General features: G+C 38.0%; 22 protein-coding genes and 1 other RNA gene. 5 read left to right on the top strand and 18 right to left on the bottom strand.

Going from position 1 to position 22,722, the window contains the following annotated elements; all coding sequences use genetic code 11:
• Positions 1-6: 6 nt before the first annotated feature.
• The 8 genes from AAHB15_RS16040 to AAHB15_RS16000 all read right to left on the bottom strand — a co-directional run bounded on the left by AAHB15_RS16040 (position 7) and on the right by AAHB15_RS16000 (position 9,214).
• Positions 7-1,932 carry an ATP-dependent DNA helicase gene (locus AAHB15_RS16040; RefSeq protein WP_342042792.1) on the bottom strand — a complete coding sequence of 642 codons (1,926 nt, stop codon included), beginning with the start codon at positions 1,930-1,932 and terminating at the stop codon, positions 7-9.
• Between the two features lie 34 nt (positions 1,933-1,966).
• Positions 1,967-3,103, bottom strand: a complete 1,137-nt coding sequence (locus tag AAHB15_RS16035) for a THUMP domain-containing class I SAM-dependent RNA methyltransferase (protein WP_342042791.1) — start codon at positions 3,101-3,103, stop codon at positions 1,967-1,969.
• A gap of 166 nt (positions 3,104-3,269) precedes the next feature.
• An RNA gene (gene rnpB, locus AAHB15_RS16030) (RNase P RNA component class B) lies at positions 3,270-3,671 on the bottom strand.
• 79 nt (positions 3,672-3,750) lie between these two features.
• Positions 3,751-4,053 carry a cell division regulator GpsB gene (gene gpsB / locus AAHB15_RS16025; protein WP_098530451.1) on the bottom strand — a complete coding sequence of 101 codons (303 nt, stop codon included), beginning with the start codon at positions 4,051-4,053 and terminating at the stop codon, positions 3,751-3,753.
• 125 nt (positions 4,054-4,178) lie between these two features.
• A complete protein-coding gene (locus tag AAHB15_RS16020) occupies positions 4,179-4,742 on the bottom strand; it encodes a DUF1273 domain-containing protein (RefSeq protein WP_335575185.1) in 564 nt (187 codons plus the stop codon).
• A gap of 126 nt (positions 4,743-4,868) precedes the next feature.
• Positions 4,869-5,273: a CotD family spore coat protein gene (locus tag AAHB15_RS16015; RefSeq protein ID WP_335575184.1), complete on the bottom strand. Its 405-nt coding sequence runs from the start codon at positions 5,271-5,273 to the stop codon at positions 4,869-4,871.
• A gap of 387 nt (positions 5,274-5,660) precedes the next feature.
• On the bottom strand, positions 5,661-6,920 hold the full coding sequence (locus AAHB15_RS16005) for a ribonuclease H-like domain-containing protein (protein WP_335575183.1): 1,260 nt from the start codon (positions 6,918-6,920) through the stop codon (positions 5,661-5,663).
• Positions 6,911-9,214, bottom strand: a complete 2,304-nt coding sequence (locus AAHB15_RS16000; RefSeq protein ID WP_342042790.1) for a DEAD/DEAH box helicase — start codon at positions 9,212-9,214, stop codon at positions 6,911-6,913. Before AAHB15_RS16000 ends, AAHB15_RS16005 begins: the two co-directional genes overlap by 10 nt.
• A 171-nt stretch (positions 9,215-9,385) precedes the next feature.
• Between AAHB15_RS16000 and AAHB15_RS15995 the strand changes: the two genes are divergently transcribed.
• Positions 9,386-10,084, top strand: coding sequence for a Crp/Fnr family transcriptional regulator (locus tag AAHB15_RS15995; RefSeq protein ID WP_342042789.1), 699 nt, complete (start codon positions 9,386-9,388; stop codon positions 10,082-10,084).
• 38 nt (positions 10,085-10,122) lie between these two features.
• On the opposite strand, the gene hcp is transcribed toward AAHB15_RS15995, so the two are convergent.
• On the bottom strand, positions 10,123-11,421 hold the full coding sequence (gene hcp / locus AAHB15_RS15990) for a hydroxylamine reductase (protein WP_342042788.1): 1,299 nt from the start codon (positions 11,419-11,421) through the stop codon (positions 10,123-10,125).
• A 169-nt stretch (positions 11,422-11,590) separates the two neighbouring features.
• Here hcp and AAHB15_RS15985 point away from each other — a divergent pair, with 169 nt between their 5' ends.
• The gene (locus AAHB15_RS15985; protein ID WP_335575179.1) at positions 11,591-12,094 is read left to right on the top strand and encodes an Hsp20/alpha crystallin family protein; all 504 of its coding nucleotides are present in this window, start codon (positions 11,591-11,593) and stop codon (positions 12,092-12,094) included.
• Between the two features lie 72 nt (positions 12,095-12,166).
• On the opposite strand, the gene AAHB15_RS15980 is transcribed toward AAHB15_RS15985, so the two are convergent.
• On the bottom strand, positions 12,167-12,721 hold the full coding sequence (locus tag AAHB15_RS15980; protein WP_342042787.1) for a YppG family protein: 555 nt from the start codon (positions 12,719-12,721) through the stop codon (positions 12,167-12,169).
• Positions 12,722-12,908: 187 nt separating this feature from the next.
• Between AAHB15_RS15980 and yppF the strand changes: the two genes are divergently transcribed.
• Entirely contained in the window at positions 12,909-13,118 is a 210-nt protein-coding gene (gene yppF / locus AAHB15_RS15975) for a YppF family protein (RefSeq protein ID WP_144562963.1), read from the top strand.
• Positions 13,119-13,237: 119 nt separating this feature from the next.
• On the opposite strand, the gene AAHB15_RS15970 is transcribed toward yppF, so the two are convergent.
• From AAHB15_RS15970 to AAHB15_RS15960, 3 genes are all read right to left on the bottom strand, one after another.
• A complete protein-coding gene (locus AAHB15_RS15970; protein WP_144562964.1) occupies positions 13,238-13,594 on the bottom strand; it encodes a YppE family protein in 357 nt (118 codons plus the stop codon).
• Positions 13,595-13,684: 90 nt separating this feature from the next.
• Positions 13,685-13,957 carry a hypothetical protein gene (locus tag AAHB15_RS15965; RefSeq protein ID WP_144562965.1) on the bottom strand — a complete coding sequence of 91 codons (273 nt, stop codon included), beginning with the start codon at positions 13,955-13,957 and terminating at the stop codon, positions 13,685-13,687.
• Positions 13,958-14,575: 618 nt separating this feature from the next.
• Positions 14,576-15,553: a DUF2515 domain-containing protein gene (locus AAHB15_RS15960; RefSeq protein ID WP_335574894.1), complete on the bottom strand. Its 978-nt coding sequence runs from the start codon at positions 15,551-15,553 to the stop codon at positions 14,576-14,578.
• Between the two features lie 188 nt (positions 15,554-15,741).
• On the opposite strand from AAHB15_RS15960, the gene recU reads away from it, so the two are divergent.
• Both recU and AAHB15_RS15950 read left to right on the top strand, forming a co-directional pair.
• Positions 15,742-16,344: a Holliday junction resolvase RecU gene (gene recU / locus AAHB15_RS15955; protein WP_335574895.1), complete on the top strand. Its 603-nt coding sequence runs from the start codon at positions 15,742-15,744 to the stop codon at positions 16,342-16,344.
• A gap of 41 nt (positions 16,345-16,385) precedes the next feature.
• Entirely contained in the window at positions 16,386-19,013 is a 2,628-nt protein-coding gene (locus tag AAHB15_RS15950; protein ID WP_342042786.1) for a transglycosylase domain-containing protein, read from the top strand.
• Positions 19,014-19,037: 24 nt separating this feature from the next.
• Here the strand turns inward: AAHB15_RS15950 and AAHB15_RS15945 are convergent, their stop codons facing one another.
• The 5 genes from AAHB15_RS15945 to AAHB15_RS15925 all read right to left on the bottom strand — a co-directional run bounded on the left by AAHB15_RS15945 (position 19,038) and on the right by AAHB15_RS15925 (position 22,636).
• Positions 19,038-19,394 carry a YpoC family protein gene (locus AAHB15_RS15945; RefSeq protein WP_342042785.1) on the bottom strand — a complete coding sequence of 119 codons (357 nt, stop codon included), beginning with the start codon at positions 19,392-19,394 and terminating at the stop codon, positions 19,038-19,040.
• Complete coding sequence (gene nth, locus AAHB15_RS15940; RefSeq protein WP_342042784.1) at positions 19,387-20,049, bottom strand: endonuclease III; 663 nt, start codon at positions 20,047-20,049, stop codon at positions 19,387-19,389. The genes AAHB15_RS15945 and nth overlap by 8 nt, the downstream gene beginning before the upstream one ends.
• Positions 20,050-20,113: 64 nt before the next feature.
• The gene (locus AAHB15_RS15935) at positions 20,114-20,812 is read right to left on the bottom strand and encodes a DnaD domain-containing protein (protein ID WP_342042783.1); all 699 of its coding nucleotides are present in this window, start codon (positions 20,810-20,812) and stop codon (positions 20,114-20,116) included.
• Positions 20,813-20,943: 131 nt separating this feature from the next.
• Positions 20,944-22,131: a pyridoxal phosphate-dependent aminotransferase gene (locus AAHB15_RS15930; RefSeq protein WP_335572875.1), complete on the bottom strand. Its 1,188-nt coding sequence runs from the start codon at positions 22,129-22,131 to the stop codon at positions 20,944-20,946.
• A gap of 31 nt (positions 22,132-22,162) precedes the next feature.
• Complete coding sequence (locus AAHB15_RS15925) at positions 22,163-22,636, bottom strand: cell wall elongation regulator TseB-like domain-containing protein (RefSeq protein WP_335572836.1); 474 nt, start codon at positions 22,634-22,636, stop codon at positions 22,163-22,165.
• Positions 22,637-22,722: the final 86 nt, after the last annotated feature.

The raw sequence follows: 22,722 nt of genomic DNA, 5'->3' as shown, positions 1-22,722 counted from the left end.
CTTCATTTAATTTTCAATTGGCTCAGTCGGCAAAACAGCTTTTATTTCTTGTAATACATTCAAATCAATATCACCATCAAGAAGAATATAAACGGTTCCTTCGTCCTTTTCAGACCTAATTAACCGCCCTATTCCTTGACGAAGCCGGAGAAGCATATAGGGTAAGTCTACTTCCAAGAATGGATTGTTAAGCCCATTCTTTTTTGCGGTAAAGACTGGATCATTGGGCGGAAACGGAAGGGAAAAAATAATTACATTTTCTAACGATCTGCCCGGTATATCAAGCCCCTCCCATAAATGAATCGAACAAAGCACAGCATGTTCTTCATTTTGGAATTTCGAAACTAGCGTGCTAATCTCCTCATCTCCTTCAAAATAGACTGGGTAAGGAATTAAATCCGGCAGCTGCTTCTTAAGGTATAACATTTCTTCATTGTTATTAAGGAGGATTAACGCTCGACCCTCTGATTGGTGAATTTTGTTGATTACATATTTAACTCTCTCTTCAAGGCTTTCTTGTGGAAAATGCGGTAAATATATTTTCATCTTTTCATCATAATCAAACGGCGAGGCAACTGAAAAGGATAAGTATTCGCTAACGCCAAGACTATTTGCCATATAATCAAAGGACTTATGATTTGAAAGTGTCGCTGAGGAAAAAATAAAAGGCTTCTTCTGTGAGAATACTTCTTCTCGCATGACTTCCTCGACCATTTTAGGCATGATAACTAGGGTACGTTCTCCACCCTTTTCTTCAAACCAGGTGATCCCGTTTAGTTCTTGAAGAAATAAAGAAAGTGAATAAGTTATTTGTTCTAAATACTCCTCGACAATCTTTAAATCATACTCATTAATGACATATAACTCACTCTCAAAGACAAGTTCTTCTTCAAGTGCCTGCAGCGTAGACAGCAGCTTTCTGCAGGTTTTCATTACTAACGGATGCTTGGTAATGACTTGTTTTTCAGAACCTTTTGATTGAGAAGAAAATTGAGAGATGGCATCGAAAAATGCCTCATTTGCTAAAAGTGCCTCTTCAATTGTATACAACGTTTTTTCACGTACTTCATTTTCCATTAATCTTGTTAGTAAGGTATCTAATGTATAATCTGTAAAACGGTAGCTTAAAGCTTTCTGTGCAGCATATTCGAGCAGGTGGCCTTCATCAAATACGACAGAAGAATGATCTGGCAAAAGAGGAAGCTGACCTTCCCTCTTTCGTGATTCCTTTGTCCAGATATGCTCCATATAAAAATCATGTGAACAGATGATTAAATCAGTTGCATGTCGATAAAACTCACGGTGTAATGTTAAGCCGCAGCGATGACGTTTATCACAAGAAAAGCAATCCTGCAGCGCATCCCAATTCACATTACCCCATACTTCATCAGACAGAGAAGGAAAATCCCGTCTATCACCATATCTTTCAAAAGACTGCATCGATCCAACAGAATGAACGAAATCAGGAAGTTTTTGATACACTTCCGAAATCTCATCTGAAAAATCATTATTTTTAACCTGCTCCAGCTTTTTTAAACAGAGATATTGGTCCCTCGATTTTGCCAAACGAACATCAATCTGTAAGTCTAAAATCTTCTCTAGTTTTGCAATATCGCCTTCTTTTTTAACCAGCTGTTCTATTAAGGTCTCGTCAGCACAAGCGATTACGGCAGGCCTATTCGTATAACGAGCATACATTATGGCATAAAGTAAATAAACAATGGTTTTCCCCGTTCCTACTCCCGCCTCAGCAAACATTACTTTTTTCTCTTTAAAGGCTTTTTCTAATTGAAAAGCCATATAAATCTGCTCATCTCGCAGTTCAAAACCCGCTTCAGGTAAAATATCATAAAATAGGTCGCCAATCCATTCCCCTAACTTGTCATAAAAAGACTCGGTTTTGGAAATTTCAAACGGCATCCGATTTTGCATGATAACCCCTCCCCCATTCATCTACTTCAAAACATTATTGCCTTGGGGGTTTTTTGCCCCAGTATTGATATAGGTCTGTTCGAATGAATCCATTAAACAGCTTCCGTTTCTTGGTTGCAGGTTTACCGTAAAATTGCTCAAAATCTTCATTCGAAGTCATGATATAAATGGACCAGGTATCGAGCTTACTAAAAGCCTGTCCCATTTCCTTATACATTTGCTCCACTGCCTTTTTATCCCCTAGCCGCTCACCATATGGCGGGTTTCCTACAATGACACCATACTCCTTATTCGTGGATATGTCTCGTACCTGCATTTGTTTAAAATTAATTAGATCACCAAAACCAGCTTCTACAGCGTTGCCTTCCGCAATTCTAACCATGCGATGATCGATGTCAGAGCCGGTAATGTCTAATGGCTGGTCATATTTTGCCAGGTCCTCCGCTTCCATCCGAGCATCATGCCACACTTTTTCGGGTATCCATTTCCAAGCTTCAGAAACAAATTCTCTGTTAAATCCGGGTGCAATGTTTTGCCCAATCATGGCTGCTTCAATTGGAATAGTTCCTGATCCACAAAAAGGGTCAATAAAGGGTCGGTCAGCCTGCCAATTCGTAAGCATCACGAGTGCAGCCGCCAATGTTTCCTTTAGCGGCGCCTCACCTTGATCAACTCGATATCCTCGTTTATGAAGACCGCTGCCACTGGCATCAATGGTAATGGTCGCAACGTCCTTTAACAAAGCCACTTCAATTCGGTATAGAGCACCATTTTCCTCAAACCAAGAATTACGATTATAATGTTTTTTCAAACGTTCAACCACGGCCTTTTTAACAATAGCCTGACAGTCTGAAACACTAAACAACTTTGATTTAACAGACTTTCCGATTACCGGAAATTCTGCATCTTCAGGTAAAAATTGTTCCCAGGGGAGCGCCTTTGTCTTTTCAAACAGTTCGTCAAAGGTAAAGGCCTTAAATTCTCCAACCTTTATCTTGATGCGGTCGGCTGTTCGCAGCCATAAATTACTACGTGCAATGGCTACTTCATCACCTGTATAGGTAACCTTGCCATTTTCCACTTCACAATTATAGCCAAGTGATCGAACCTCTTTAGCTACTAAGGATTCTAATCCCATCGCTGCAGTTGCAATTAATTGATATTTTCCCATGTCTTCACCCTTAAATATTTCATATGTATGTAAAATCATGCTAATCGTTCAACTTGTCGCTTACATTATTGACAAAATGAAGGAAACGAATGCAGTAATTTGCAATAAAAAAGCTCCCCATATTAGGAGAGCCCTTAATATCCAGCATTTCTTGACATTAATAACGTTCTGTAAGCCATGTTCTGTACCATAGTACTGCAAGCGACTATTAGGTCTCGTACTTAGGTGGTAATCATCTATCTACAGATTCAGAAAGAACCTGTCTTTCTCCTTGTTCAATTCCTCAGAGAAAACGCCCCTACCATAATTTGGGTTTCTCGCTCGTGGGGTTTACCCGTTCCACCCTTTCTGTTTCCAGAAAGGCTACGTCACTGTGGCACTTTTATAGGTATTCATACCATATCCGGATGGGACTTAGGTATTTTCCCGGCCGTCAACTGAATGCTAGACTCAGCTGCCCTAGCTTATGAATTCACTAGGCACGAACACTACGAGCATCGCAGCTCGTGCGAGCATGGACTTTCCTCAACGATTCGCGAAACGCTCATCGCAGCGATTACCCGAACGTCATTAATGACACCTTTTTATTATATGTATTTCTTGTTCAATATACAATGGTTTTTATTAGGAAACAGCGGTACAAAATGTTAATCGTAAAGTTTATTACCAAAAACATGCTTTTCTAGATTAGACAATCTTTTCAAAATATCAAAATTGGTCGTACCGGCTGGCTGTGCCACCGGCTGCCTTTTGGATGTGTCTTCAAGCTGCTTACGAAGCCTAAGGTTCTCCTGCTGTAGATCCTCAATTTCTTGATGGAACGTTTCATAATCTTTAATAATTAAATCTAAAAATTTATCCACATCTTCTTGCCTGTAACCACGAACACCTGTTTTAAACTCTTTTTCTAAAATATCCTTAGCTGTTAATTTGACCTTATCAGCCAACATTCAAATCACCTCAAGTTTAGCCAATCATTACCTTTTATTTTTCCAAAAATATGTCCTTTTGTCAATTTTCTTTTACATTCAGAATTTGTGCAGTCATTTCATACTATGGGGAGAAGCTATATTCCTTAAAAGTCCGAGTGCTTGAACTGCTCTTCCTCAACAATCATTTGCAAATCATAAAAAGTTATTAATTCTACCCGATAGTCGTGCTTTTTTTTATACTCTAATGCTAATTCGTATAAGTATTTAGGACTTCCTTCTTTTTCATGATCATACATCATTAGAAGGCCGTCACTTTTTTCAACAAAGAATTGATTTTTCAAACGGAATTGCCATGGCTTTTCATAGACTTTTTTCGTTACAGAATCAACAAAGTCCGCTTGCATTAAAATCGTTTCATACCACTCTTTATTAGTTTCATTCCATTTCGATTCCTGTTCTAAAAACGGTGTAATGACAGCAAGCTTTAACTTAGGATATTCAGATTGTAAGTCAAAGACCACTTCGGCCGCCCAAAGTTCTACACCTAGTTGACCGCTGATTAATATCCACTCTACTTCTTCTTCTTCAATCATTGGCAATAAAGCCTTCTTTATGGCTGCCTTGATATATAGAACAGATGGATGATCCTTATTAAATACCCCTAATTCAAAAGGTTTATAACCTGAAATGGCTAAAACTTTTAGCAAACTAGTTCTCCTTTTTAAAAAAATTTTTAAAAATGGGACAAACATTTTATTATAAAGAACATAACATATAGTAAAAAGAAATAAAAAAACAAGGGCTAAGAAGCCCTTGCGATAACATCCCTAAGACTATCGTCTGCGGCCCATATATGGTCCAGGGCCAGGGCCAAATCCTGGTGCGCCTGGGCCAAATCCAGGACCTCCCATTCCACCAAAGCCAGGACCTCCCATTCCACCAAAGCCTGGCGCATTTGGTACTGCATTTGGTAATGCATTAGGCATTGGCGCTGCTATTGGCGCTATTGGCGCTGGTGCCGGTGCACATGTGTTACAGCAGTCGATGTGCTGATTGCAGCACTCTTCTGCACATGATGCGGTTTGCGGACAGTAATGTTTATGTTGATACATGTGGTGGTTCACTGTGGTTGTATGAACCGGATGAATATGCGGCACCACCGTTGTTGAAAACGTATGGTTCACGATTTGTTGCGTCGGATGAATGACTGGCGGTAAAAAATTAGTTCCTAGATACATATAATAATCTCCCTTCAAATATTCTGTTTACATTAACAGCCTATGTAAAAGGAGCTACTCTTGTACTAATGAAAATACCTATTTTTCGTTATGGAAGCTATATTTCTTTATAACATAGTATAAAAACTGTCTTTTAGGCTTGTAAACACAACGGCAGTCAAACAGACGACAATAAAAAATAAGAAAAGAATTGCTTTATACATACTACCAGCTCCATATGTTTTATAGTCGTTTTTTTCTCAACCCAATTTTCAATTTTACCTTTTTCAACTATGATAAACAATATGGAAATGCCGATTTTTTCTCTAAAAATGTTAAAAATTTGTGTCATAAGATTAAATCATTCAAATTAATTGTTTACTAGGAAGAAATGAACGAACAATACGCTTATCCATGATACTTTAAATACTTTTGTTCCAACCTTTTAAGTCTTGTCTGAAGTTGATCAAACATAGGTTTACTCATGTTTATTGGATCAACAGAGACAGAGTTAATGGCTTCTTGGCAATAGCTAATTGCTTTTGAAAGGTCTTTATGCCTATGCTCAAATATTTTGGCCAGCTCTACACAGGCTTCTGCCCTGATTTGTAGATCCTCGGATTCAACAACATCCAAAAACAACTCTTGTGCGCTGTTCCAATTACGTTCCTTTTTTTGCTGATAGGCTAAAATTAGCTTTGCCTTTGTTGATGTTATATCCTGTTCTTTAGTTAAAGTCGTTAATACCTTTTTCGCTTGTTCCGTTTCTCCTAAACTGGCAAACCAACGTCCTACCTCATACGTTTCAGGGCGTGATTGATTCCGGTCTGTTCCGGTGATCTGGAATGTCAGATGAGTATACAACGTTACAAGGGATAAAATGTCAATTTCATTATGTTTAAGGATACCAATCATTCCATCAGGTTGTTTACTTTCTATAAAGTCAAAATATATGATAGGAGCCAGATATCCAGGAATATCATCCAACCTTTCTACCCCTAATACCTCTTTTTCAACAATGGACAACTTCATTCTGTCTAATTTATGCTTCCAAAGTCTTCTAGCCGCGTGAAAAAGATCAAAGTGTCCGAACGCAGGCAGTTTTGGGACATGTTCTCTAACTAGCGTATGTCGTGTTTTTACTTGCGGCCAATCAAACGATTTTCCATTATATGTGACAAGGGTTCGATAGTTCACTTTTTCCAAAAAACTTTGATAAAGAGGGACCTCAGCACCTGGATTCGGCAGAATGTGCTGTCTTAAAATAAGCTCATCGCCTAAAACGCTGGCATAACCAAGTATAAAAATAGTATTTCCTACCCCGCCGCCAAGCCCGGTCGTTTCTGTGTCAAAAAAGAATAATTCTTCTACTCTATGCCCTTTAGATGATAATGGATGGATAATTTCGCTTTCATTCCAGCTATTGACCGCAGTTCGTAATTCATCAAAACGATAAAGCCCATGCTGATATGCAAGCGGGTATCTTACTTCTCGAATGAAACAATAATTTCCATCTAAAAAATATGGAGTGACTTTTTCTTGTTCCCATTTATCAAGAAATGGGATTTCAATGGCAGTTACCTTTGGAAGAAGTTTTCGTTCTTTTTCAGAATGAGTACTAATTGAAAGATGCGGTTTTAAACGGTTCAATTTATTCTTTAAAGACATGACTCAACTTCCTCACCTGAAAGTGGAGTGTAGAGAAACGTCTCAAGAATGTTAACTGTATCTTTTTTGACCGTTTGACCAGCAGTATCAGCGCCAATACACGATGGACATCCTGACTGACATTGACATTGATGAATCATTTTTAATGACTCATGAAAAACCTCTGACATTCCTGTATATATTTTTTCACTCAAACCAATCCCGCCCGGATAACGATCATAAAAGAAAATCGTCGGTTTTTCATTATGATCTGCCTTAACTTGGGGAATAACGTGGATATCCGAAGGATCAGCCATGACAAATAAGGGAGCAATATGATTTAGAGCATGCGCAGCGCCAATCAGACCTTGCTCGAGACGTTCTTGCCCCATTTCAGCTAATGGTTTATTTAATGACATCCAGGCTGCATTCGTATGAAGCTCCTCCTCAGGGAGGTGAATCGGACCGGATCCAATGTTTTCATGTGTCTCAAATTTTATTTTTTTAAAAATAGTAGCCATCGCCCTGACACTGACATCGCCATAGCCTATTTCTGCCTCAGGGAGGGTTTGAAGTTTATCTACTTCTAAAACCTTTAATTGAACTGCAAGGTTGGCATCTGTAAAATAGTCTACGTCAACCTCCCGAACAAATGCCTTTTTCTCATCCCAATCAAGTTTTTCAACCTGAAATTGTGTCCCCTGATGCAAGTATATAGCTTCATCATGAAGCAGCGTCATTGCAGAAAAGCGATCCATCTCACCAATGACCTTAACATGAGCTATATCAGATTGATCGACGATTATAACGTTTTCTTGTGAGGCCGAACGTAAACTAATATTATGAGCCGGAAAAGAATCATTCATCCAAAAAAATTTATCCCCATTTCGGTAAAGTACACGTTCCTCTGACAAGTATTCGAGTAACTCATCTGTTTCTACATTTCCAAATCTATCACCAGACTTAAATGGTAGTTCATAGGCGGCACATTTCATATGATCGATTAAAATAATAAGATTATCAGGATTGATTCTAGCCGTTTCAGGGCTTTTATTAAAAAAGTAATCAGGGTTTTGGATAATATATTGATCAAGCGGGCTGGAACTAGCAACCATTATCACTAATGCCTCGCCATGTCTCCTGCCAGCTCTTCCTGCTTGCTGCCATGCACTCGATATTGTCCCTGGATAGCCAGTCATAATACAAACCTGCAGCTGTCCAATATCGACTCCCAGTTCAAGCGCATTCGTGCTGACAACCCCATAAATGTCCCCTGAACGCAAGCCCTTTTCAATTTTCCTTCGTTCTGTTGGTAAGTATCCGCCGCGATACCCCATAATCGATTTTGCTCCCAACTCATTTTTAACTAATTCCTGCAAGTAAGTTAGGATAATTTCTACTCTCACTCTGCTTCTAGCAAATACGATGGTTTGGATCTTATTTTTCAAGAGCTCACCGGCTATTTTACGAACTTCTAGTGTTGCACTTCTACGAATATTTAATGGCTTATTGACAATTGGAGGGTTATAGAAGAGAAAATGCTTGGTTCCACTTGGAGCACCATTATTATTTATCAGGGTCATTTTCTCCTCCGTTAATCTCTCGGCAAGCTCTAGAGGATTGGCGATTGTAGCAGAGGTACAAATAAATACAGGACTACTTCCGTAATAATGGCAAATTCTCTTCAACCTTCTGATTACATTGGCAACATGACTGCCAAAAACACCCCGATATGTATGGAGCTCATCGATGACAACAAATTTAAGATTCTCAAACAATGAAACCCATTTTGTATGATGCGGCAGAATAGCCGAATGCAACATATCTGGGTTGGTAATTACCACATGCCCTGCCTTTCTTACCTTTTGCCGAATATTTGCTGGTGTATCCCCGTCATACGTATAACTGTTAATATCAGCACCGGAGGCTTCAATTATTTCATTAATCTCACTTTTTTGGTCTTGTGCAAGTGCTTTAGTTGGAAAGATATAAAGTGCTCTTGTACTTGGATTTTCCAAGACGGTTTGTAATACCGGCAAATTGTAGCAAAATGTCTTCCCAGAGGCAGTAGGAGTAACTGCCACAATACTATGACCCGAGTTAATTTCCTCATAAGCTGATTTTTGATGTGTATAAAGATGGTCAATTCCTCTGGAATTTAGAGATTTCTTTAAAACGGGATGCAGGTTCTCTGGCAATTCTACAGTTTGGGCAGGCTGCTGCTCAATCGTATGCCATGTAACAATATTTTCTTTAAACTCATGATTTATTTTTAGATCTGCAAGGATTTCCTGCAGGTTTTTTTTCAGCTTCATGCTCTCACCTCATTACTCCTATTTTACCGAATAAACGTTCGTTATTAAAGATATAAAACAAAATTTAATATATTAACAAGATTGAAACCTTTTTCCATTATGATAGAGTAAACGATAGGAGCAAAATTTGTTACAATTGAATAAAATGCACTGGACTTGAAAGGGGTCTATATGAAAATTGAAGATATTAAACGGATATTAGGTGATTTTACCCTCTTCCGCGAATTAAATGAATTTGAATTAACTAAAATAGCGAATATTTCGATCGCCAGAGAGTGGAAGAAACATAGTCATGTCTTTCTCCAAGGTGATCCGCTTGAAAACGTCTATTTTATCTTCGATGGAAGAATAAAAATTTATAAAAGTGATGTAAGTGGTAAAGAACAAATCGTTGCGATTGCAAAAAAAGGAGAAATGTTCCCTCATGTCGGGTTCTTTAGAAAAGGGGATTATCCTGCCTATGCTGAAGTGCTAGAACCCTCCACACTGATTACAGTTCCTATTTCAAAATTTGAAAAAGTATTGATTGAAAATCCTGAGCTTTGTATTAAAGTGTTTAAGGTGCTTGGAGAGAAAATTGTCGATTTACAAAATCGCTTGGAGGAACAAATTCTAAACAATACATATGAACAAATCGTTAAACTTCTTATTCGTCTGGCTCAGAAACATGGAATTGAACAGCCAGATGGGACGATTCTTCTAAAATCAGAGTTTACTAACAAAGATCTTGCCAATATGATTGGTACAACAAGAGAAACCATTAGCCGGACATTAACTAAAATGAAAAAAGACGAATTAATTGAAGTGGATCCTGAAGGGAACATGTTTCTCGATATCACTATTCTAATGCAGGAATTGAATTTACTATAATAATAACACCGCAGCCTTTGTAAGCTGCGGTGTTTCTGTTAATTTGTATGAAGCTGAAGCATGTCTTCCAAATCTTCTTTCGCTGTACCAATTAATTTAAGATTAAATGTATCCTGAAGAACCTGAAGAACTCCTTCTGAGATAAATTCAGGCGGTTTTGGCCCAATTCTAATGTCTTTAATTCCTAAACTGAATAGTCCTAATAAAATTGCTACTGCTTTTTGCTCAAACCAAGATAACACGATACTTACTGGTAATTCATTGACTTCACATCCGAACGCATCTGCTAATGCTAAAGCGATTTTCACAGTCGAGCCGGAATTATTACATTGACCTAAATCGATATACCTAGGGATGTTTGTTCCTGGTACAACACCATAATCAACATCGTTAAAGCGGAATTTACCGCAGGAAGTCGTTAATATAACTGTCTCTGGAGGAAGTGATGTAGCAAGCTCTCGGTAGTATTCCCCGCCTTTTCCAGGTGCGTCACATCCTGCAATAACAAAGAAGCGTTTAATCTTACCTGCTTTCACTGCTTCAATGACCTCTGGTGCTAATCCTAAAACAGTCTCATGGTGGAATCCAGTGAGTAATGTTTCTTCAGATTCTATCGCTGCTTCAGGAAGTTCCAACGCTCTGTTAATTAATGGGGTAAAATCATCATTCACAATTTTTTCAACATTCTCAAGACCAGCAACTTCATAGGAGAACATCCGGTCAGCATAAGTACCCTTAATTGGCATTACACAGTTAGTTGTAGCTAGAATAGCTCCTGGGAACTTTTCAAATAGGCGGCGTTGGTCGTACCAAGCTTTACCTATATTACCTTTTAAATGCGCATATTTTTTCAGGGCAGGATAGCCATGAGCAGGCAGCATTTCAGAGTGTGTATAAATATTAATTCCTTTTCCTTCTGTTTGTTTTAATAATTCTTCTAAAGCGAATAGGTTATGCCCCGTAACTACAATACACTTGCCCTCAATTTTATTTTGACTTACACGAATTGGTTCTGGAATTCCTAAACGTTTCGTATGAGCCTCATCGAGCATTTCCATTACGCGGACAGCAGATTTGCCTACCTTCATAGCCATATCAATATGTTCTTGTACATTAAAGTTTGAATTAGTTAATGTCATGTAAAGCGCTTCATGTGTTGTCGCATCCACAAATGGGTCCGTATACCCCAGTTGGTTGGCATGTGTTCTGTAGGCCGCAATTCCTTTTAATCCAAAAATAATTGTATCTTGTAAGCTGGCGATGGTTTCATCTTTACCACAAACACCGATAACCTTACATCCGCCAGATGGTGTTTGTTCACATTGATAACAGAACATGTAACTTCCCCGCTTTCATCAGTTTTCTTAACTAGACTACAAATTTTTTCATATCATTAGTGTGATTTAAATCACATCAGTAGAGTTTGTAACAAATTGTTCAATAACTTGTGACGAACTTATGTCGACACCTACCTATTTTTCTCCGCATATGATATGGAGTAGACTAATGAAAAGAGAGGGAATTATCATGTCATCCATGCTTCCGAGTGATAAAAATAACCATAAACCCCAGCTGCCAGAACCTTTCAAGGATTTATTTAAATCAATGAATGACTTTTTCACTGATAAACCAATGCGGGGATTTTTACAATCTATTGATGATTTTTTCAAATCTCCTTTTCCGGTTGGTACAGGTTTTCAAGTTGATACAGTTGAAACAGGATCGGAATATATTATTTCAGCAGAGCTCCCTGGTGTGCAAAAGGAGCAAATTCAATTAAATATTTCAGGAAACTATTTAACCATCTCCGTCGAAAATAAGGAATTAGAAACGGAAGAAAACGACCTTACCCACGTTTATCGTCGAAAATACGTTCGGCAGCAAGCTTCTAGAACGATCGCCCTGCCACATGCTATCAATGAGAATTTGGTTAAGGCTTCGTACCGTAACGGCTTATTGCAAATCCGCATTCCACAGGAAAAAGGAAAAATAATAGATATAGAAGAATAACCGATTTTTTTAGCTTCCTTATATATGAGAAAGACGGCTGCCAATAGCCGTCTTTTTTTTCTCTAAAATGGGTTAACTTTTAAATATTCCTCCAAATCCTTTAACAAGCGAGGATACTTGGTTTACTGCATTCATCATTTGCCCTGCTGTATTCACCATTTTATTAATGTCCACTGATCCATCTTGTGATTTGAAGGAATTCATTAGCGATTTCATTCCACCTGGTTGTTTTGGCATGAAACTGTTTTTGGGATAAGGATTCATTACCGGATATCCATTCATAGGCATATATGACTGTTGAACCATGTCATCCTTCGGCTGAAGCGGGTTTTGAAATAGAAACTGGTTATCCTTTTGCGTATATTGAGCTTGATAATTTATATTTTGCGGTACAAAGCCCGGTTGATAGGTTTGACCAAATGTCTGCATTTGCTGCGGGTAATAAGGGTTGGGCGGGTAATAGGGCATCATATTATAGTTCTGGGGTTGATTTTGATACGCACTCGGCTGGTTTCGGCTCATATATGCTTGGGGGTTCAATTGTTGTTGTGTCATCGGTACTTGGTGCAGCATTTGCCCCGAGTATCCATAATGAGCAAAATGATTTGGTCTTGGTTTACCAAACATGGGCAAACATCTCCTCTTTATAATTCTCTATTACACATTATGAAGGTTAGAGATGAATGGTGATTCTTCTAGTCTGTTTGTCAATGTCATAATCACAGGAATTTTGTCTAAAGTTTAAATATTTTAAAAACTAGGAATCCTATGTTTTCATGATACGATAATTAAAAGGGTGAAGGAGGAGCTATATATGGACATTCACGAATTAAAAAGCAAATTTATTCAAAGTCGGGATTACAACACAGATGACGTTAATGCCTTATTGGATTTTGCAAAGAGAGCGTATATTCATAATGAAATTAATATTAAAGAATATCGCGTTCTTGTCCGCGAGCTTGAAAATCAAGGTGCGGTTATACCTGAAGCTATACATGAAGACTCCCTCATCGAACATTCATAGAATAATCAGCTGCAGCTGAAATCTGCGCCGTTTATCTGCTGTAAATGAGCAGCTGGCAGATAATAATTTAAATCCTTTGATCATAAAAGAGATGCAAAAAATTGCATCTCTTTCTATTTCTATTTTTTAACCTCTTTTTCTACTTCCGAGAGAATAAATTCAATTGCCCGATGTGTATTTAAAAATCTTGATTTACTTGTCTCTGGGAAAAAAGACTGCACAGAAAGCTGATCAATATGGGCAGATGTTGTATCAATTTGCTTCAAATGGAGATACTGCGTATTTGCTGTGGAGAGCCATATCTTCATAGCCTTATTCCATTTATCATTCATTTCTTTTACCTCATCTGCAAATGGTTTTATCACACTATGAAAATCGTGTGTTACTCCTGTCTCTCTCCCTTCACGATAGTTCTTTAAGAATAATTCATTATAATGTAAAAGTTTTTCCGTTAAATCCAGAATTTCTTCTGACATGTCTCCCTTTGTCCCCTTTTTAATGTACAAAATAAAAAAGTAGCAAGTGTAGTAATGCTACTTTTAACCATATTATTATTTTAGCGCTACTTAAAAACCTAATTCAAGCTTTAAGGATTTAGGAACGGCACCAAGATTGGAGTCAAGGAATTCTTCGTGAGACAGGTTCACTTGTGCTGATTTTACCCCGATATCTGAAAGGCGATTAAGTGTTACCGATAATTTTTCTTGTTCTTCACTATTCATATGAAGGCGGTGGTCGGAAAAAGAGGCTTCTAAAACAGACTCCAATTCTTCTAATTGATCATATATTTCAGTTAGCATTGTAAGCATTTTTTCTTTTTCGGACATTGGTATTGTCATTTACAAATCCCTCCTCACGAATATCTATTATGTATTATTCTCCTTCCCTTTCCAGCCTCCTTCCAGCTTGACAAAACTAGAAGCAATTCGGCAAAGAAAGTGTTAATACAGCATAAAGGATATTCTTTTTCGACATATTCATAAGTTCGCATGAAAAATCGCTGAAGCGCACATGCTAGTAAATGGAGGTGTTTTTAATGGCGAAAAAGAATAACCCAACAAGCAAACAATCAAAAGCTGTCACAGAACAAAAAACAGGCTATGGGGATAAAAAGCTTGAAGGACCAAATCGTCCTGCTGAGTAAAACCAAAAGCGGAAGCGCCTTGATCAGGGGCGACAGGCATAAGACAAGCCGGCGAGAAGGCTGTTCTTTAGCCTTCTTGACGGATTGACCTAAATGTGGAGGCGACTGTTTTGGGACGAAGGAATAAGACGCACCCTGCAAGAAGGCGCTTTTTGCCTTCTTCAGGGGGTGGCTTAGACTTGCGTCCCAAGGAGCCGCAACTGGATAAGCTTATGACCCCGAGCCCCTAGGCGCTGGAGCCGGACGTCTCTAACTCGATTTAGTGATAAATCTGTAATTTACTACAAAAAAGCAAGGAGGAATCCTTGCTTTTTCATTTCCACTTTTTTAACTTCAGCGACTTTTGAAGGGAAAGAAGTAGATGAAGCTGATTTGATTTATTAAAATACCAGTCTGTAAGATGAATGGGATGATGATGGCGGGCTGGAGAATACAACCATGCTGGGGAAATGATTCGCTGTTTACTCCAATCCTGATATTTATCTTGATGATGCGCAATTACTGGAAAAGTTGTTCTTAGCAGTGGCGTTTTCCGACCAGTCTTTATCTTAAAATATTGTTCATAATCGTGTCTTGAACCAGTATGCGGGGTCTTTTCAGCAAACTCAAAAAAATAAGGAAACAGCCGGGGATGAAAAAGGATACTCGCCAGTCTCTTCCCTAAATTGATTCGCTTGGATAGAGATCTAAAACCATTTACACTAGCCCCATAAACCTCTCCTCCACAAGTAGGAAAAAGAACACAACTGAAGTGAAGCCAATCTTGAAAAGAAAAGAGTAAGGAGTGAAAGACTTTATTTCTATATATAGGGTGTTCTATGACAGGGGATTGAATCACATTTTGTTCATTTATAATTAAAGCTGTTGTTAATCTTTTCTTATCGGTTTCCTTCCAGTAGCGATCCCACTCTTTTTGTATAAATACTGAGACATTGAAATAGCGAAGCAAGTGAAACATTGGCCGATTGAATTTCGTCGAATATTTGTAAAGCAAAAGCTGGGGATAGACGTCATGAAAGATAAGCCAATTAGCACGCTCATAAGTCAAAAAAAGCTGTTTTCTCATTTTCGGCTCTAATATTTCCGAGAAAATGTCACCTTCGAGGTCACACATATTCCAGCCGCCGTTTCGGGAAACCATACTTGCAAGAAAAGACCAAGTAATATCAGGATGCTGTTTAAAATATAAAAAATAGGCATCCGTTCTCGAAATATTATCAACATTTCTCTTTTTTGTTTCACTTACAATTTGACGGATGATTGATTGTTCCTGTATTGTAAGATGATTCATATTCATCTTCCCTTATTTTTTGATAGAGTTTTAATTTACGTGTAAATCTTTTGCGAAAATGGAATCATGCCTATGTAAAGCCATCACTATACAATTATTATTAGAGTGTGTAAGCAAAATTATTTTATACACCCCCAAAAAACGCTAATATTTGGTATGATAAGGATTAGCTTGAGAGGTGCAAAATGATGAATCTTAACTATCCCAATGGAAAAAAGTACAGGCCAAAGGAACTTCCGATCGACACTTCCTTGAAAAAAAGAAAAAATGGATCTTATAGTAATCGGGGAATGACACTTGAGGAAGATTTAAATGAAACCAATCAATATTACCGGGAAAGAAAAATTGCAGTGATACATAAAAAGCCTACTCCGGTTCAAATTGTTCAGGTGGATTATCCAAATAGAAGTGCTGCCGTAATAAAAGAGGCATACTTTAAACTAGCATCGACAACTGATTATAATGGGGTATATAAAGGTAGATATATTGATTTTGAAGCAAAAGAAACACAAAATCCCACCTCCTTTCCATTAAAGAATTTCCATCAACACCAAATAGAACATATGGAAGAAGTAATGGATCAAGGCGCTATTTGTTTTGTTATTCTCCGTTTTACAAAATTTGAACAGGTATATCTGCTCGAAGCTCAGCACTTATTAAATTTTTGGAATCGAATGATGAATGGAGGAAGAAAATCCATTACGAAAGAAGAAATTGAACAAAAGGGGTACCACATACCGCTTGGATTTCAACCAAGAATTGACTATATTAAAATAATAGAGCAACTATAGAAAACTTCATTTTTATAGAGGGTAGAAAGGAAGGAAATCATATGTCTGAACAATACCAATCAAGAGAGGAGCGCAGAAAGCAACTCCAATCCAAAGGTAAGGAAAAAAAGCAGAAAAAACCCCGTGGACTTTTTAAGAAAATTTTTCTAAGTCTTGTTGTCCTCGGAATTATTGGAATACTTACTGGAGTTGGGACTTTCGCCTATTTAGTGAAAGATGCTCCCAAACTTGATCCGAAATTATTAAAAGATCCTATCCCTTCAAAGATTTTTGATAAAAATGATAAATTGATAACTGAAGTAGGCGCTGTAAATAGGGAATACGTAAACTATAAAGACATACCTGCAGTTGTCGAAGACGCTGTTTTAGCGACGGAGGATTATCGTTTCTATAAGCACCATGGGATCGATCCGATTCGTCTCGGTGGCGCCATTTTAGCCAATTTCCAACATGGTTTTGGTGCTGAAGGCGGCAGTACAATCACACAACAAGTTGTGAAAAATACCTTTCTAACTCAAGAAAAGACTTTAAAGCGAAAAGTTCAAGAAGCATGGCTTGCTTATGAGCTAGAACAGCAATACACAAAACATCAGATATTTGAAATGTATGTGAATAAAGTATATGTTTCAGAAAATAGTCACGGGCTTGCAACAGCAGCAAAAATCTATTATGGGAAAGATTTAAAGGACCTTACATTGGCAGAAGCCGCGCAAATTGCCGGAATGCCACAGAGTCCTAACAACTATAATCCGTTTGATTTTCCTGAAAATGCAGAAAAAAGACGTAATATCGTTTTATCATTAATGTATCAACATGGATATATTTCAAAGCAGCAAATGGAAGAAGCTGAAAAAGTTTCTGTAGCAAAAGATGTGCTACCAATTGAAAAACGTCAGGTTAAAGATAATAAAACTTATGACTCATTTGTGGATGCCGTCATTAATGAAGTCCACGATACAACTGATTTTGATATCTATACGGATGGACTAACGATCTATACATCACTAGACAGAGATGCTCAATTACACGTTAATGAAATCCTAAATGACAAGGATTCTAACATAATCCCTTACCCGGATGATAAATTTCAAGCCGGAATCGTCCTCCTTGATACAAAGACCTCAGAAATTCGAGCAATTGGAGGAGGAAGAAACCAACAGGTACAACGCGGCTTTAATTATGCCACCGATACTAGACGACAGCCTGGTTCTACGATCAAGCCGGTTCTTGATTACGGCCCTGCAATTGAATATTTAAACTGGGGAACCTATGAAATGATTAACGATAAGCCCATTACGTATTCTTCTGGTAAGAAATTTGGTAACTGGGATCAAAAATATAAGGGACCAATGTCCATAAGAACAGCCCTCCAATTATCGCGTAATAGTCCTGCTGTTCAAGCATTACAACAGGTTGGGTTAGATAAAGCGAAGGACTTTGCTGTTAATCTTGGGATTCCTTTAAAAGAAATCTACGAATCATATGCGATTGGCGGATTTGAAACAGGAGTATCACCCCTTCAAATGGCCGGAGCATATGCTGCATTTGGCAATAATGGCTTCTATACTAAACCACATGCGGTTAGAAAAATAAAACTGCGTGACGGAACTATGATTGATACTTCACCTAAACCAAAAGTTGTCATGAAGGACTCTACTGCGTTTATGGTTACGGATATGTTAAAAAGTGTACTTGTATATCCTGGTACAGGGACAAGGGCCAAAGTACCTGGACTTCCAATTGCCGGTAAAACAGGAACAACCAATTATACAGATCAAGAAATGCAAGAATGGAATATAGATAGCAGTTCTGTCCCGGATGCATGGTTTACCGGTTATACAACAAATTATACTGCATCCATTTGGACAGGATATGAGAGCCGGAAAACCCCAATTACAGCGGAAGGAAGCAATCAACGAATTGCTCAGCTGCTTTTTAAGAATTTAATGGCTTATGTATCTAAGGACATTGATACCCCTGATTTTACAATGCCAAATAGTGTTCAAAAGGTCAGGGTTGAGAAAGGCAGTATGCCGGCTGTATTAGCTAGTCAGTATACGCCTAGCAGTCAGGTCTCAATTGAATACGCAGTCAAGGGGCATGCACCTAAAAAGGTTTCTGAAAAATATTACAAACTTTCATCTCCGTCAAATCTAGCGGCAAAATATGATAATACAAGCGGAAATGTCGAAGTAACATGGAATTATAGTGCAAATAAAGATGTTCAGTTTGATATTACGATAGATGGTACCACTGCAAATCATTCTGTTCAGGCCGAAAATAGCTTTACCTTTAAGGCTAATCCGGGAGAAAAATATACAATCTCCGTCTTTGCCCTTAGTGGAAATAATAAAAGTGATGCAGTTCATACTTCAATTGATATTCCACAAGCCGAAGAACAAACAGACCAAGGCACTGGAACTGGTACTGATACTGGCACAGGGACCGACACTGGTACTGGTACTGGTACTGGTACTGGTACTGGTACTGGTACGGGTACGGGTACTGGTGCTGGGACTGACACTGGTACTGATAACGGTAATGGGGACGGCAATAACACTGGAAACAACGGTGGTCAACAAGGAAATACTACTCCACCAGTTACAACCCCAGTAACCCCTCCAAGCAGTCAAAACACTGGAAATCAAGGGGAAACGAAAAATCAATAAGGACAAATAAAAAAATCGTCTGGGTTATAGCCTAGACGATTTTTTTATGATATTACTCTTTACAAATTGTTTTTCCTGCTCAATCATTAATTCAGAAAGCTGTCGATACGAATGGTATAATTCAGGTCTTGAATTTATAAAATCTATTCTCTCTTCCAGATTAACCGGCTTAAATAAAAACTGATCATATCTGGTTCGATTAATAGGAGGGAATGTTTCATGATTGGTAAGATATAAAAATTGAAGATATAGATTAATTCCCTTTTCCATCCATTTTTTTGTATTTTTTTGATCACGAGCACGAAATAATGGTGCAAGTTGTTTTTGGATGCCTTCCCACTCTGCTAGTATCGCAGCTACTGCTTCTCCACGATTATTCATTTACTGCAGCCTTCCCCTTCATTCTCTTTTTACCCTCCCGACAAAGTTCTAGTAATGGACAGCTTGGACAATGTGGATTTTGAGCTTTGCAATGATAACGTCCAAAAAAGATTAATCGATGATGTGTTAGCGACCACTCATCCTTTGGGACCTTCTTCATTAACGTTTTCTCCACCTCGAGCACAGAATCCTTCCAACGGCATATTCCAAGGCGTTTACTTACCCTTTCCACGTGTGTATCTACCGCAATAGCCGGAATATTAAAGGCTACTGAAACGACCACATTGGCGGTTTTCCTGCCCACTCCAGGAAACTTTGTCAACTCATCTCGATCCATAGGAAGAACACCGTTATATTCGTCCAATAAAATTCGGCATAAACTCTGAATATTTTTTGCTTTATTTCGATACAGGCCAATGGAACGGATATCGTTTTGAAGTTCTTCGATTGAAACCTCTAGGTAATCTTCTGGGGATTTATATTTTTCAAATAAACCCTTGGTTACTTTATTAACAAGGGCATCTGTACATTGTGCCGATAATGAAACAGCAATAACAAGTTCAAAAGGATTTGAGTGGTTCAATTCACAATGTGCTTCTGGGAACATTTTACCCATTTCATCTAAGCAATATCGAATTTGAGTATTATTTAGCATAGAAATCACCTACTTATAAAATGAAAGAAAACGAGAGAAGTTTCCCTCGTTTATTTACAATTATTTATTGCTCTAACCAGTTATAAAAAGGAACTGATGGCTGATGGTCATCGTTCTTAGTATGTGTCTTTTCCGTTTGTTTTTGCCGAAACTTACGTCCATGATTTTTAGCTTGTTCAATTGTTTTAATCCCATTTTTCTTCCACTCAAAAAGGATCCGATCAATATAACGAAAGTTTAATTTTCCTGACATGACAGCCTCACGAAGCGCAGCTTTTATGATGATTGGATCATGGTGATCATCGTCCATCCACATCCCGAGCGATTCACATTCAAATGGTGAAAGCGGACGGCCAAATTCCTTTTCGAAACAAGTATAGACATCTGTTTCTTCTGTTTTCTGTTCAAGTTGTCTCGTTACTTGACTATTTAATAAAAACTGATCAACTAGTCTTTCCCATAAGGGCTTTACGGAATACTTTTCAAACCTGATGCCTTCATTACTATATTGATCCATTATCTCAATAAATCCTCGTTGGATAAGCCTTCTAAGCATGTCATGACAATCAGCAATTGATACTGTCATTCTGGACGAAAGTTCTTCTGGAGTAGGAAATTCGTTTCCTTTTTCGATAAAAGTAATAATATTTAATAAAAGAACAAGTTCCGTCTCATTTAAGTTCAGATTTCGATATTCTGAAAATAACATTGTAGGAATCGTAATATTCCCTTCCTGTAACCATGCTACTATATTTGATTTCATCTTTCTACACCTCTAGATTAGTATAACATGAACCACCAATTCGAGTAAGAGTATTAGGAATCCATCTTTGGAAAGGAAAAACAAAAAGCCTGCATCATGCAGACTTTTAAGTGTTAGGAAAACGACTAAGGTTAGCTCCTAACCTTCGCTGTAACGAATTGATCAATTCGTTCCACAGCCTTTTCTAATTGTTCAAGTGATGTTGCGTAAGATAGACGAATATTATCTGGAGTTCCAAAACCTGAACCTGGAATAACAGCTACCTTAGCTTCTACAAGCAATGCTTCCACGAAGTCATCAACGTTTCTAAATCCAGTCATCTCCGCAGCACCCTTGACATTTGGATAAAGGTAAAAAGCACCCTGCGGTTTCACACAGGTAAATCCAGGGATTGCAACTAATTTATTGTAGATAATTTCTAATCTTTTCTCAAACGCTTGTCTCATTTCTTCTACTGGTTCCTGTGAACCATTGTAAGCCGCAATCGCAGCGTATTGGGCAGTTGTGGTTGGATTGGAGGTACTATGGCTGGCAAGATTCGTCATGGCCTCAACGATTTGTTTATTACCTGCAGCATAACCTATTCTCCAGCCTGTCATAGAATGTGATTTGGATACACCATTAATAACAATTGTTTGCTCCTTCAATTCTGGAGAAAGCTCCGCAATGGAGACATGTTTGGCACCAGAGTAGACAAGCTTCTCATATATTTCATCTGAGACAATTAAAATATCTTCTGCTAAACAAATCTTTCCTAACTCTAGAAGTTCTTGGTCAGTATATAAAACTCCTGTTGGATTGCTTGGTGAATTAATGATTACAGCTTTTGTTTTATCCGTTATTGCTTCTTTTAATTGTTGGGGAGTAATTTTGAAATTATTTTGTTCCAGCCCTTCAACATAAACAGGTACACCACCTGCCAGTTTTACTTGTTCGGGATAGCTGACCCAATAAGGTGTTGGAATAATTACTTCATCACCATCGTTTAAGATAACCTGGAACAATGTATAAAGGACGTGTTTTGCTCCATTGCCAACGATAACCTCATTTGGTTTATAGCTTAATCCTTGATCTGCCTCAAACTTATTGATGATGGCCTTTTTTAAGGCAGGAAGGCCCGCCGAAGGAGTGTACTTTGTGTGCCCCTCGTTCATCGATTTTGCAGCGGCATCTAAAATGTGCTGGGGCGTATTAAAGTCAGGTTCCCCTGCCCCTAATCCAATGACATCTTCTCCTTTTTCTTTCAATTCCTTTGCTTTTGCTGTAATAGCTAACGTAGTAGATGGCGTAAGTGCCATTACTCGATTTGCAAGTTTGATTGCCATATCTCTTTCCTCCAGTCTCCACAAGCTATAGATTTTCAATTTTTTTTAGCCATTCACCGGTTTCAAAGTGAACATAGTAATAATTTATTAAATTATTTTCAGAACGGTAGTAGATTTCCCATAATGGGATATTTTTTTCCATACCCAGCCGTACTGAAATAATTTTCTTAGGTTGTTTCTCCTGCAATAATTTTCGAATGGCTTCTTCTTTTGTGATGCCATCCTTTGCCTTTTTAATGTAAACCTTTTTACTCTTCTCAGGAATCCAAACAATCACTTTACTTCCTTTTTTATTTTTCCCTTCAATCACATTAACGGTCTCAATACCATTATAAATATGAAAGTCATCCACTTCACTCAATTGCACTTTATCCTTGGCAAGTGATACAGCTCTTTTTTCGGCTGCTTTAACGGGCTGAACAGAAGAAAAATAGACTTTAACCAGCACTACGGCTATGACAAGTACTACAATAATGGGGATTAGAATCCACTTTTTCATTTTCTTTTTCACTTCTTTATGTACGATATATAGTTGGTTCTAATGTTCAAGAATCTATTTAATTATTATAACAGGATAAATCAAGA

Origin of the sequence: Bacillus sp. OTU2372 (assembly GCF_038440275.1) — a bacterium.
GTDB classification, from domain to species: Bacteria; Bacillota; Bacilli; order Bacillales; family Cytobacillaceae; genus Neobacillus; species Neobacillus bataviensis_B.
The sequence above is the reverse complement of the archived record's forward strand: the minus strand, read 5'-3'. Positions and strand labels throughout refer to the sequence as shown.

What these genes read in the sequence shown, in the direction of transcription:
- AAHB15_RS16040 (WP_342042792.1), bottom strand. Translation starts at nt 1,932, where the DNA reads ATGCAAAATCGGATGCCGTTTGAAATTTCCAAAACCGAGTCTTTTTAT.
- AAHB15_RS16035 (WP_342042791.1), bottom strand. Translation starts at nt 3,103, where the DNA reads ATGGGAAAATATCAATTAATTGCAACTGCAGCGATGGGATTAGAATCC.
- gpsB (WP_098530451.1), bottom strand. Translation starts at nt 4,053, where the DNA reads ATGTTGGCTGATAAGGTCAAATTAACAGCTAAGGATATTTTAGAAAAA.
- AAHB15_RS16015 (WP_335575184.1), bottom strand. Translation starts at nt 5,273, where the DNA reads ATGTATCTAGGAACTAATTTTTTACCGCCAGTCATTCATCCGACGCAA.
- AAHB15_RS16005 (WP_335575183.1), bottom strand. Translation starts at nt 6,920, where the DNA reads ATGTCTTTAAAGAATAAATTGAACCGTTTAAAACCGCATCTTTCAATT.
- AAHB15_RS16000 (WP_342042790.1), bottom strand. Translation starts at nt 9,214, where the DNA reads ATGAAGCTGAAAAAAAACCTGCAGGAAATCCTTGCAGATCTAAAAATA.
- AAHB15_RS15995 (WP_342042789.1), top strand. Translation starts at nt 9,386, where the DNA reads ATGAAAATTGAAGATATTAAACGGATATTAGGTGATTTTACCCTCTTC.
- hcp (WP_342042788.1), bottom strand. Translation starts at nt 11,421, where the DNA reads ATGTTCTGTTATCAATGTGAACAAACACCATCTGGCGGATGTAAGGTT.
- AAHB15_RS15985 (WP_335575179.1), top strand. Translation starts at nt 11,591, where the DNA reads ATGAAAAGAGAGGGAATTATCATGTCATCCATGCTTCCGAGTGATAAA.
- AAHB15_RS15980 (WP_342042787.1), bottom strand. Translation starts at nt 12,721, where the DNA reads ATGTTTGGTAAACCAAGACCAAATCATTTTGCTCATTATGGATACTCG.
- yppF (WP_144562963.1), top strand. Translation starts at nt 12,909, where the DNA reads ATGGACATTCACGAATTAAAAAGCAAATTTATTCAAAGTCGGGATTAC.
- AAHB15_RS15970 (WP_144562964.1), bottom strand. Translation starts at nt 13,594, where the DNA reads ATGTCAGAAGAAATTCTGGATTTAACGGAAAAACTTTTACATTATAAT.
- AAHB15_RS15965 (WP_144562965.1), bottom strand. Translation starts at nt 13,957, where the DNA reads ATGACAATACCAATGTCCGAAAAAGAAAAAATGCTTACAATGCTAACT.
- AAHB15_RS15960 (WP_335574894.1), bottom strand. Translation starts at nt 15,553, where the DNA reads ATGAATCATCTTACAATACAGGAACAATCAATCATCCGTCAAATTGTA.
- recU (WP_335574895.1), top strand. Translation starts at nt 15,742, where the DNA reads ATGAATCTTAACTATCCCAATGGAAAAAAGTACAGGCCAAAGGAACTT.
- AAHB15_RS15950 (WP_342042786.1), top strand. Translation starts at nt 16,386, where the DNA reads ATGTCTGAACAATACCAATCAAGAGAGGAGCGCAGAAAGCAACTCCAA.
- AAHB15_RS15945 (WP_342042785.1), bottom strand. Translation starts at nt 19,394, where the DNA reads ATGAATAATCGTGGAGAAGCAGTAGCTGCGATACTAGCAGAGTGGGAA.
- nth (WP_342042784.1), bottom strand. Translation starts at nt 20,049, where the DNA reads ATGCTAAATAATACTCAAATTCGATATTGCTTAGATGAAATGGGTAAA.
- AAHB15_RS15935 (WP_342042783.1), bottom strand. Translation starts at nt 20,812, where the DNA reads ATGAAATCAAATATAGTAGCATGGTTACAGGAAGGGAATATTACGATT.
- AAHB15_RS15925 (WP_335572836.1), bottom strand. Translation starts at nt 22,636, where the DNA reads ATGAAAAAGTGGATTCTAATCCCCATTATTGTAGTACTTGTCATAGCC.